This is a genomic window from Azospirillum sp. A29 (assembly GCF_042604625.1).
Taxonomy (GTDB): domain Bacteria; phylum Pseudomonadota; class Alphaproteobacteria; order Azospirillales; family Azospirillaceae; genus Azospirillum; species Azospirillum palustre.
The window spans coordinates 187,588-196,901 of sequence record NZ_CP170463.1 but is presented as its reverse complement, the minus strand read 5'-3'; the positions used below and the strand labels follow the sequence as shown (position 1 = coordinate 196,901).

Sequence of the window (9,314 nt, the reverse complement as noted above, 5' to 3'; positions counted from 1 at the left end):
GGTCGGATCGGGAGAAAGGAAGTGAGCTTAGGATTTGATACTTAGGACCTGGGTCTTATCGCTCGCGCATCGCCTCGTGGATGTGGGCAAGCACCGGGGAGAGCAGGTAGTCGAGGACGCGGCGGCGGCCGGTCTTCACCTCCGCCGTCACTGCCATGCCGGGCGCCAGCGCGATGTCCTCGCCGGTCTCGCCGCGGATGGCGGTGCGCTCCAGCGCGATGCGGGCGGAGAATTTGGGGCCGTCCCGCTCGGCCGTGGCCACCGGCTCGGCCGCCCCGGTGCGTGCCGCCGCCCCGTCGGGCGGCAGGATCACATCGTGCGAAACCGACAGGACGGTGCCGGGAAGCAGCCCGTAACGGGTGAATGGGAAGGCATCGACCTTGATTTCCGCCGGCATGCCGGGATGGAGGAAGCCGATGTCCTTGTTTTCCACCTGCACTTCGACAATCAGGGTGCGGTTCGCCGGCACGATCACCATCAGCGGCTCCGCCGCTGTGACCACGCCGCCAACCGTGTGGACGGCAAGCTGCTGGATCATCCCGCCGACAGGCGCGGTCAGAAGCTGCCGCTCCCGCCGCCGTGCCGCCTTGGTCAGTTCCTGGCGCAAGGCGGCGGCACGCTTTTCGGCATCGGCGAGATCGGCCATCGCCTTGCCGTCGAACTCCGCGGTCACCCGCCGCCTCTCGTCCGCCAGCCCCTTCAGCGCCGCCTCGGCCTCGGCCTCGCGGTTCTTCGCGGCGACCGCGCCATATTCGACCTCGGCAAGCTCCTTCTCCAGCTCCAGCAGGTCGAAGCGTGGGCTGTAGCCGCGCTGGGACAGGTTCCGCTTGGCCTGCACCTGCTCCCGGATCAGCGGCAGGGTGGCGCCCAGCCGCGCCTTCTCGGCAGCCAATGCGGCGATTTCCGCCCGGCGCTGGCGTTCCTGGCTGCCGATGGCATCGAGCGCCGCGTCGCGGGCGGTCAGCTGGTTGACAAGGATCGAGCGCTGGAGCGCCACCAGCGCGGCGTCGGCGGCCGGCGGTGGGTCGAAGCTGCGCCGGTCGGCCAGCGCGGCCCGCAGGCGGGACGCCTCGGTCTCCGCCACCGCCAGTTCCCATTCGGCGCGTCCGGCGTCGGCCGCGCTGTCTGTGGGGTCGAGTTCCAGCAGGACCGCCCCCTGCTCCACCTGCTGCCCCTCGGTGACGCGGATGGCGCGGACGATGCCGGGCTCCAGCGTCTGCACCAGCTTGTTGCGATCGCTGGGAATGAGGCGCCCGCGGGTGACGGCGGTGATGTCGATGTGGCCGATCCAGGCCCAGGCAACGGCGATGACGGCGAAGGCGACGATCAGCAGCGACACCGCCCTGGCGAAGGGCGACGGCGGCGTGTCCATCGCCTCCAGTGCCGCCGGCAGGAATTCCAGCTCGTGCCCGCGGCGCGGGCGAGGGCGGGGCGGCACGGGAGGAGGTGCGGATGGTGGCTGTGGGGGCGATGCGACCGGAGCGCCGGGAGCCGGCGCCGCTTCGGCTGCGGTCTCAGGCGACGCCATGATCGACCTCCGCCTGTCCGCCCGCCTGCATCCACCACAGCGCCGCATAGCGTCCGCCGAGCCGGATCAGCTCGTCGTGGGTGCCCTGCTCGGCGATCCGCCCCTCCTCCACCGTGACGATGCGGTCGCAGCCGCGCACGGTGGACAGCCGGTGGGCGACGATCAGCACCGTGCGGTTGTCGCAGATGCGGCGCATGTTGGCCTGGATCGCCGCCTCGCTCTCGACGTCCAGCGCGCTGGTCGCCTCGTCGAAGATCAAAATGCGCGGATCGGTGGCGAGCGCGCGGGCGATGGCGACGCGCTGGCGCTGACCGCCCGACAGGCTGGAGCCGCGCTCGCCGATCACCGTGTCGTAGCCTTCCGGCAGGCCCAGGATGAAGCGGTCCGCCCCGGCCAGCCGCGCCGCCTCGACGATCCGCTCCATCGGCATGCCGGGATCGGCCAGCGCGATGTTGTCGCGGATCGAGCGGTTGAACAGCACATTCTCCTGGAGGACGACGCCGATCTGCCGCCGCAGCCACGCCACGTCCACCAGCGACAGATCCACGTCGTCGATCAGCACCCGGCCGGATTCCGGGACATAGAGCCGCTGCACCAGCTTGGTCAGCGTGCTTTTCCCCGATCCCGACGAGCCGACGATGCCGACCGTCTCCCCCGCCTCCACCGTCAGGTCGATGCCCTGCAAGGTGGGTGAGGCATCGGGGCGATAGCGGAAGCCGACCCGGTCGAAGCGGATGCGGCCGCGGATGGTGGGCAACGGCAGCCGGCCCGGCTTGGCCGCCGGCTCCGGTGTGGTGTTGAGGATGTCGGCCAGCCTTTCGACGGAGACGCGGGCCTGCTGGAAATCGTTCCACAGCTGGGCCAGCCGCAGCACCGGCGACGACACGCGGCCGGCCAGCATGTTCACCGCCACCAGCGCGCCGATGGTGAGCGCGCCGTCGATCACCTCCTGCGCACCGACATAGAGCAGGGCCGCCATGGTCAGCTTCGACACGAGTTGGACGCCCTGGCCGGCGACGACCCCCAGGCTGGTCGCGCGGAAGGCGGCGCCGACATAGGCGGCCAGCCTCTCCTCCCAATGGCGGCGCATCTCGGGTTCGACCGCCATCGCCTTCAGCGTCTCGATGCCGGAGATGCTCTCGACCAGAAAGGCCTGGTTCTCCGCCCCCAGGGCGAATTTGGCCTCCAGCCGTCGCCGCAGGACCGGGGTGACGGCAAGGCTGATCACGGCATAGACCGGCAGGGACGCCAGCACGATCCCGGTCAGGGCCGGGCTGTACCACCACATCACCGCCAGGAAGACGACAGTGAAGACCAGATCGATGACCAGGGTCAGGGCCGATCCGGTCAGGAAATCGCGGATCCGGTCCAGCTCGCGCACCCGCGCCACGTTGTCGCCGACCCGGCGCGCCTGGAAATAGGGCAGCGGCAGCGCCAGCAGATGGTCGAACAGCCGGGCGCCCAGCGTGACGTCGACCCGGCTGGTGGTGTGCGAGAACAGATAGCTGCGCAGTCCGCCCAGCACCGTTTCGAACAGCGAGACCACGACGAGGCCGACGACCAGGATGTCCAGCGTGGTCAGGCTGCGGTGGGCCAGCACCTTGTCGACGACGACCTGGAAGAACAGCGGGCTGATCAGCCCGAACACCTGCAGCATGAAGGAGGCGAGCAAGATTTCCGAAAACAGCCGCCGGTATTTCAGCAGCGCCGGCACGAACCAGCCGATGCCGAAACGGACCTGCGCCAGATCCAGCCCGGCCCGGCGCGCCATCAGCACCAGTTCGCCCGCCCAGGCCGGTTCGACCACCGCGCGCGGCAGGGCCAACGGCTTCGATTCGAGCGGGTCTTGGATCAGCACCCGGTCGCAGTCGATCTTGGCGATGATGAAGTAACGCCCGTCACGGCGCTTGGCGATGGCCGGCAACGGCGTGGCGGCCAGCCGATCCCAGCTTGTGGTGACGGATCGCGCCTTCAGGCCGAAGCGCTTCGCGGCACGCAGGATGTCCAGCGTCTCCATCGCCCGGCCACGAACGGCATGATCGTGACGGATCTGCTCCGGATCGGCGGGATGGCCCATCAGACGCAACATGAAGATAAGGCATGACAATCCGGTGTCGGGAGTCACGCTGTCCTCAACCAGACGCGGCATGCCTCGTTTCCTGATCTGGATACCGGCGCCGGCCCGAATCCGCGGACACGTCATGGGGAACGGACAACTCCGGAGGGATTGCCTGTTCGCTCACCCGATCTGCGCGCGCTTACTCGGTACGGAACGTCTTATTACGAGCGTATGAAACTTTAATACCACCAAATAGCAAAGCGGTTGCGTTGCAATCAAGATAAATTGCCGTTGCGGCGACCTTCTCTACCTAAGATGATATTCCCTTAATGGTATTAAGAGAATTTTACTAAAATTGCTTACGGCGACGCCCCGCCGTGCGTCCGGAAATGAGCTTCGAGCGCCTTTTTGGCGCGACCCTGATTGCGGGAGCCAGCCACATTCCGCTGAAAAATCCATTCATGTCGCGTTTATTCCCGCGGAATCGCGACAAGTTTCTACACAGTTGACCGCGCAACAGAATCATGTTCCCATATTTTCTAGTAGATTTATGGACATACGGGAGCATCGCCATGCGACAGTCAGGACGCCTCAACCGCCGTGCCTTAGCGGCGGTCGCCGCATCGGTGATGGGGCTGCTGGTGACGTCGGCCATCGCGACGCCCGCGGCCGCCGAAGGGCGCATCCGGATCGCCGAGCAATATGGCCTGGGCTATCTGCCGTTACATGTGCTGCGCCACAACCAGCTGATCGAGAAGCACGGCAAGGCTCTTGGCCTCGACGTCACGGTGGACTGGGTCCAGCTGTCCGGCGGCGCGGCGATGAACGATGCGCTGCTGTCCGGCAGCATCGATCTGGGGTCCGCCGGGGTCGGGCCGCTCCTGACCATCTGGGACCGCACCAAGGGCAGCGCCAACGTCAAGGCCATCGCGTCGTTGAACGACATGCCGCTGTTCCTGACCACCAACAACCCGAAGGTCAAGACGCTGAAGGACTTCACCGATGCGGACAAGATCGCGCTGCCGGCGGTGAAGGTCGGGGTGCAGGCCCGTGTCCTGCAAATGGCGGTGGAGAAGGAGCTTGGCGCCGGTAAGTTCGATGCGCTCGACAAGCTGACCGTGTCGATGCCGCATCCCGATGCCACGGCGGCACTGCTGTCGGGCAGCGGCGGCATCACCGCCCACCTCTCCGGCCCGCCCTTCCAATACCAGCAGCTCGACGATCCGAAGATCCACAAGGTCGTCAGCTCCTACGACGTGCTGGGCGGAGCGCACAGCTTCAACCTGATCTGGAGCAAGCAATCCTTCCGCGACGAGAACCCGAAGACCTACCGGGCCTTCCTCGATGCGCTCCGGGAAGCGATGGATCTGATCAACGCCAACCACGACGCGGCGGCGGACGCCTATCTGGCGCAGAACAAGGGCAGCCTGGACAAGGCCTACATCCTGCGCCTGCTGAACGACCCCGACATCCGCTTCACCGTCACGCCCAACCGGACGGAGGCCTTCGCCGATTTCATGCATAAGGTCGGCGCGATCAAGAACAAGCCGGCCTCGTGGAAGGATTACTTCTTCGACGATCTGCATGACGGCACCGGGAGCTGACGCGATGAACGCGCTGACCTACCCGCACAGCGTCGACAGCGACGGCCTGTCCGAACGGCCGCTGCTCGACGTGTCCGGCGTCACCCTGCAATACAAGACGCGCCGCCACCTCGTCACCGCGACCTACCGCGTCGATTTCCAGGTGTTCCAGTCCGAACGCTACGTCCTGCTGGGACCGTCGGGCTGCGGCAAATCCTCCCTGCTGAAGGCGGTCGGCGGCTTCCTCCAGCCGGTGGAGGGGGCGATCCGCCTGAACGGCCGCACGGTGACGAAGCCCGGCCCCGACCGCATGATGGTCTTCCAGGAATTCGACCAGCTTCCGCCCTGGAAGACGGTCAAGGAGAACGTCATGTTCCCCCTGCTGGCCAGCGGCAAGGCCAGGCGGCGGGAGGCGGAGGAAAAGGCGCTCGACTGCATCGCCCGGGTGAACCTGACCAAGTTCGCCGATGTCCACCCGCACATGCTGTCGGGTGGCATGAAGCAGCGCGTCGCCATCGCCCGCGCCATGGCGATGGAGCCCGACATCCTGCTGATGGACGAGCCCTTCGCGGCGCTCGACGCGCTGACCCGGCGCAAGATGCAGGAGGAGCTGCTGCAGCTGTGGGACGATTTGCGCTTCACCGTGCTGTTCGTCACCCATTCCATTGAGGAGGCGCTGGTCGTCGGATCGCGCATCCTGGTGCTGTCGCCCCATCCGGGGCAGGTGAAGGCGGAGGTCAACTGCGACGGCTACGACCACGGCGCCGTCGGCGGGGCGGAGTTCCAGGCGCTCGCCAACCGCATCCACACCATGCTGTTCGCCGAGGATGTCGAAGGCGGCGTGAAGGGGGCCCACGCGTGACCGACCTGTCCTTTTCCCCGCGTCCCCTTCCCCCCGGCGGCCGGCGCGAGCCGCCGCTGCGCCCGGAGTATGAGCGCACCGTCACCGCCACCGGCCCCATCGGCGATGTCGCCCGCCCACTGTCCCTGTGGGAGCGGCTCGGCAATTTCACCGCGCTGCGCCGGCTGCTGGTCCTGGCTGCGGTCGCGGCGCTGTGGCAGGCGGCGGCGGTCTGGCAGAACAACCCGCTGATGTTCCCGACCTTCACCGACACCGCGGCGGCGCTGTGGGACGGCATCCGCCGCGACAATCTGCTGTCGATGGCCTGGACCTCGCTGGCGGTGCTGCTGAAGGGCTATGCGATGGCGGTGGTGCTGGCCGTGCTGCTGACGACCGTCGCCGTCTCCACCCGCATCGGCAACGATTTGCTGTCGACGCTGACCTCGATGTTCAACCCGCTGCCGGCCATAGCATTGCTGCCCATCGCCATGCTGTGGTTCGGGTTGGGCGAGGTCAGCCTGATCTTCGTGCTGGTCCATGCCGTGCTGTGGCCGCTGGCGCTGAACACCCATGCCGGCTTCACCTCGGTGTCGGAAACGCTGCGGATGGCCGGTCGGAACTACGGGCTGGGCGGCCTGCGCTATGTCGTCACCCTGCTGATCCCCGCCGCCTTCCCGGCGATCCTCACCGGCCTCAAGGTCGGCTGGGCCTTCGCCTGGCGGACGCTGATCGCGGCGGAGCTGGTGTTCGGCGTGTCCTCCGGCAAGGGCGGGCTCGGCTGGTTCATCTTCCAGAACCGCAACGAGCTTTACATCGACAAGGTCTTCGCCGGCCTCGTCACCGTCATCCTGATCGGCCTCCTGGTCGAGAATGTCGTCTTCCGTTGGATCGAAGTCCACACGGTCCGCAAATGGGGTATGGTCCGCTAAATGGCTTTCCAAGACATCAACCCGGTGCGCTTCGATTCCAACCTGACGGTCGAGCGCCCGACCTTCGTCACCCATCTGGAATGCGCCTATACCGGCGAGCGGTACAAGGCCGACACCGTCCACAACCTGTCGCGCGCCGGCAAGCCGCTGCTGGTCCGCTACGACCTGAACGGTGTGAAGCAGGCGCTGACCAAAAGCTCGCTGTCCGAACGCCCGCAGGACTTGTGGCGCTACCGCGAACTTCTGCCCGTCCGCAAAGTCGAGGACATCGTGAGCCTGGGCGAGGCGGTGACCCCGCTGGTGCCGCTTCCCCGGCTGGCGAAGCGGCTGGGTGCGGCGGAACTGCTGGTGAAGGACGAGGGGCGGCTGCCGACCGGTTCCTTCAAGGCGCGCGGGCTGGTGATGGCGGTGTCGATGGCGAAGGCCTTCAACATCAAGCACATGGCGATGCCGACCAACGGCAATGCCGGGGCGGCGTTGGCCGCCTACGCCACCCGTGCCGGCATCCGCACCACCATCTTCTGCCCGGCCGACACGCCGGAGGTGAACGTGTCGGAGATCGAACTGCAAGGTGCCACCGTCTACCGCGTCAACGGCCTGATCGACGATTGCGGGAAGATCGTCGGCGAGGGCAAGGCGAAGGTCGGCTGGTTCGACGTCTCCACCCTGAAGGAGCCCTACCGGATCGAGGGCAAGAAGACGATGGGTCTGGAGCTTGCCGAGCAGCTGGGCTGGGAGGTGCCGGACGTCATCTTCTATCCCACCGGCGGCGGCACCGGCCTGATCGGCATGTGGAAGGCCTTCGCCGAGCTGGAGGCCATCGGCTTCATCGGCGCGAAGCGTCCGCGCATGGTGGCGGTCCAGGCCGCAGGCTGCGCGCCGATGGTCCGCGCCTGGGAACAGGGGGAGGAGCATGCCCCGCGCTGGGAGGACGCCCACACCATCGCGTCCGGCATCCGCGTGCCGCAGGCGGTCGGCGATTTCCTGATCCTGCGCGCCGTGCGCGAGAGCGGCGGCTTCGCCATCGCCGTGCCCGACGACGCCATCCAGGCGGCGTTGAACGAGGTGGCTCGGGAGGAAGGCTTCCTGCTCTGTCCCGAAGGGGCTGCGACCTACGCCGCCTATAAGCAGGCTCTGGCCGAAGGCCAGGTCGGCAAGGAGGAGCGCGCCGTCCTGTTCAACTGCGCCACCGGCCTGAAATACCCGCTGCCGCCGGTACACCGCACGCTCGACCGCACCCAGCCCATCGACTATTCGCTCTTCGAGGAAACCGACCGATGAGCGAAGTCCGCTACCGCCCGGACCGGCTGGTCGCGACGCTCGACGCCATCCTCCGCCACAGCGGCAGCTCGGCGGAGGAGGCGGCCACCGTCGCCGCCAATCTGGTTGAGGCCGACGCCCGCGGCCATGCCAGCCACGGAGTCTGCCAGATCGCCGTCTATGCCCGCAGCCTTGAACTGGGCCATCTCCAACCCAACCGCCATGCCCGCATCGTCCGCGACGAGGCTCCCTTCCTGGTGGTGGACGGCGACGTCGGCTATGGGCAGGTGATCGCGAAAGAGGCTACAGACCTCGCCATCGAGCGGGCCAGGGCCGGCGGCGCCTGCATTCTGGCACTGCGCAACGCCCACCATATCGGCCGCGTCGGCTCCTATGGCGAGCAGTGCATCGCCGCCGGGCTGATCGGCCTGTTCTTCGTCAATGTGGTCAGCCGGCCGCTGGCGGCGCCCCATGGCGGCGGCCGGCCGAGGCTGGGCACCAACCCGGTCTGCATCGCCGTTCCCGGCACGCCGGGCTATGCGCCCTTCCTGCTCGATTTCGCCACCAGCGCCATAGCCGCCAACAAATGCCGGGTCGCCGCCTCGCTGGGCAAGGAGGTTGAGGACGGCCTGCTGCTCGACCCGGACGGACGGCCGACGCGCGATCCGGCCGTGATGTTCACCGAGCCGACCGGCGCCATCCTGCCCTTCGGCGGCCATAAGGGCTACGGTCTGGCACTGGCTTGTGAAATTCTGGCGGGTGCCCTGGCCGGCGGCCTGCCCGCCCTGCCGGAGAATCTGCGGCCGGGCCGGGTGGTCAACAACGCACTGGCCTTCGTCATCGACCCCAACCGGGTCGCCGGGCCGGAATGGCAGACCCTGACCGACGCCGTGCTCGACCATGTCGCCGACACGCCCGTCGCCCCCGGCAGCGACGGCGTCAGCATTCCCGGCGAACCGGAGGCGCTGCACCGCATGGCCGCGATGGACCGCGGCATCGCGCTCGACCCCGACACGGTCGCGGCACTGTACCGCATCGGCGGCGGGCTCGGGCTGGATGTGCCGGCGTTGCTGGAGGGCTGAACGGGGGGCGGCCCCAGCCCCGCCCCCTGCTC

General features: G+C 67.7%; 7 protein-coding genes. 5 read left to right on the top strand and 2 right to left on the bottom strand.

The genetic code is table 11. From position 1 onward, the window contains the following. Nucleotides 1-55: 55 nt before the first annotated feature. Together ABNQ38_RS09490 and ABNQ38_RS09485 are read right to left on the bottom strand one after the other, a co-directional pair. On the bottom strand, nt 56-1,528 hold the full coding sequence (locus ABNQ38_RS09490; RefSeq protein ID WP_377807231.1) for an HlyD family type I secretion periplasmic adaptor subunit: 1,473 nt from the start codon (nt 1,526-1,528) through the stop codon (nt 56-58). Continuing rightward, nucleotides 1,515-3,677, bottom strand: coding sequence for a type I secretion system permease/ATPase (locus ABNQ38_RS09485; protein ID WP_377807230.1), 2,163 nt, complete (start codon nt 3,675-3,677; stop codon nt 1,515-1,517). Before ABNQ38_RS09485 ends, ABNQ38_RS09490 begins: the two co-directional genes overlap by 14 nt. 482 nt (nt 3,678-4,159) lie before the next feature. On the opposite strand from ABNQ38_RS09485, the gene ABNQ38_RS09480 reads away from it, so the two are divergent. The 5 genes from ABNQ38_RS09480 to ABNQ38_RS09460 are packed head-to-tail and all read left to right on the top strand — an operon-like array spanning nt 4,160 to nt 9,282. After that, a complete protein-coding gene (locus ABNQ38_RS09480) occupies nt 4,160-5,191 on the top strand; it encodes an ABC transporter substrate-binding protein (RefSeq protein ID WP_377807229.1) in 1,032 nt (343 codons plus the stop codon). Between the two features lie 4 nt (nt 5,192-5,195). Continuing rightward, nucleotides 5,196-6,032, top strand: coding sequence for an ABC transporter ATP-binding protein (locus ABNQ38_RS09475; protein WP_377807228.1), 837 nt, complete (start codon nt 5,196-5,198; stop codon nt 6,030-6,032). Further along, the gene (locus ABNQ38_RS09470; RefSeq protein WP_377807227.1) at nt 6,029-6,940 is read left to right on the top strand and encodes an ABC transporter permease; all 912 of its coding nucleotides are present in this window, start codon (nt 6,029-6,031) and stop codon (nt 6,938-6,940) included. Before ABNQ38_RS09475 ends, ABNQ38_RS09470 begins: the two co-directional genes overlap by 4 nt. Beyond that, on the top strand, nt 6,941-8,221 hold the full coding sequence (locus tag ABNQ38_RS09465) for a threonine synthase (RefSeq protein WP_377807226.1): 1,281 nt from the start codon (nt 6,941-6,943) through the stop codon (nt 8,219-8,221). Continuing rightward, nucleotides 8,218-9,282, top strand: coding sequence for a malate/lactate/ureidoglycolate dehydrogenase (locus ABNQ38_RS09460; protein WP_377807225.1), 1,065 nt, complete (start codon nt 8,218-8,220; stop codon nt 9,280-9,282). Before ABNQ38_RS09465 ends, ABNQ38_RS09460 begins: the two co-directional genes overlap by 4 nt. Nucleotides 9,283-9,314: the final 32 nt, after the last annotated feature.